1 protein-coding gene is annotated in these 1508 nt (G+C 69.6%); it reads right to left on the bottom strand.

Annotation, left to right across the window (positions count from 1 at the left end):
* Positions 1–25: 25 nt before the first annotated feature.
* The gene (locus ABZ818_RS42760) at positions 26–1255 is read right to left on the bottom strand and encodes an IS110 family transposase (RefSeq protein ID WP_361427744.1); all 1230 of its coding nucleotides are present in this window, start codon (positions 1253–1255) and stop codon (positions 26–28) included.
* Positions 1256–1508 lie beyond the last annotated feature (253 nt).

Here is a 1508-nt window from a genome sequence, read left to right as displayed (position 1 = left end):
TCAGACATCCCATGCCGTTGTGGTGTCAAGTGGCGGCCGAGAGGGTCGCGTGGTGTGACCACGCGGTGGATTCGTCGTAGGGAGTGCGCGTCTTGAGACATCCGTGGAGGATGCCGACGAGGCGGTTGCCGAGCTGACGCAGGGCGGGGTTGTAGCCCGTGTCGCGGGCGCGCTGCTTGTCGTAGTAGCGCCGGGCTCCGGGCGAGGTGTTCAGCGCCGAGAACGCCTGCCGGTGCAGGGCATCGGCGAGGCGGCTGTTGCGTGCATAGCGGGCCTGAACGGCGTGGGTCCGGCCGGAAGCACGGGTGATGGGGCTGGTGCCGGCGTAGTTCTTGCGGGCCTTCGCGGAGGTGTAACGGGTGGGGTCGTCCCCGAACTCGGCCAGCACCCGGGCGCCGGTGATCGTGCCGATGCCGGGCATCGACAGGTAGATCTCAGCGTCCGGGTGCGCGCGAAAATGCGCGCTCACCTGTTCTTCCATCATGGCTATCTGCTCGTTCAGGGCGATCAGGAGCCTGGCATGCGCGGTCGCGGCGGCGCCGTAGGCGGCCGCGACCGGGGCGGCGACGCCGAGCTGGGGCTCGCGGAGCGCGGCCTGGATCGCGCCGGCCTTCTGGTCGCGGTGGTGGCGCCGGTGCCGGGCCAGGACCGCGGTGATCTGCGGCTTCGTGAGCTTCGCCGCCTGCTCCGGGGTGGGCGCCTTGACCAGCAGTTCCAGGGCGTCGGTGCTGGTCAGCTCCAGGGACGCGTAGGCGGTCAGCGCGCCCGGGAAGTACTCGCGCAGTGTGTTGCGCAGCCGCTGGAAGGTGCGGGTGCGTTCCCAGATCAGGGTCTGGTGAGCGCGGGCGACCACGCGGACGGCCTGGGCCTGGTCGCTGTCGCCTGCAACGGGTCGCAGCTGGGGGCCGTCGATGCGCACCATATCGGCGAGCGCGTGTGCGTCGCCCTTGTCGCTCTTGGCCCCGGAGGTGCCATACCGTTCCTTGAACCGCGCGGCCTGGCGCGGGTTGATCGCGTAGACGCGGTAGCCGGCTGCGATCAGCGCCTGCACCCACGGGCCCCGGTCGGTCTCGATCCCGACCGCCACCTTCTCGGGCTCCAGGTCCTCGCCGCCGTGCCGGGCGATGAGCGTGTGCAACTTGGCGATGCCCTCCACGCCCTCGGGCAGCTGGGCGGAGGCCAGTTTGCGGCCTGTCTCGTCCTGCAGCTCGACATCGTGGTGGTCCTCGGCCCAGTCATCGCCGATGAACAGCAACAGCACTCAACTCCTTGCCCTCGCACGGTACTTGCATGCAGCCAGCGGAAGGCACGGCTCGCGCCCTAATGGATCCAGTGCTCACGCCCAACCGCCCGGCGGGCACGCCATCCCATCAGCAGTCAGGCCTCCCGGCCGACCAGCAGGGGCACGGTCTGACCACAGAGCTCGAATGGCTCCGGCATGAAGAGTGCTCACCTGCTGGCGGCTACGGACCGTAGTCTCTCTCACGGCCCGATGAATCCCATTAGGC

It is taken from the genome of Streptomyces sp. NPDC047453 (assembly GCF_040643155.1).
Lineage (GTDB): Bacteria > Actinomycetota > Actinomycetes > Streptomycetales > Streptomycetaceae > Streptomyces.
This window is presented reverse-complemented; position numbering and strand designations above follow the sequence as displayed.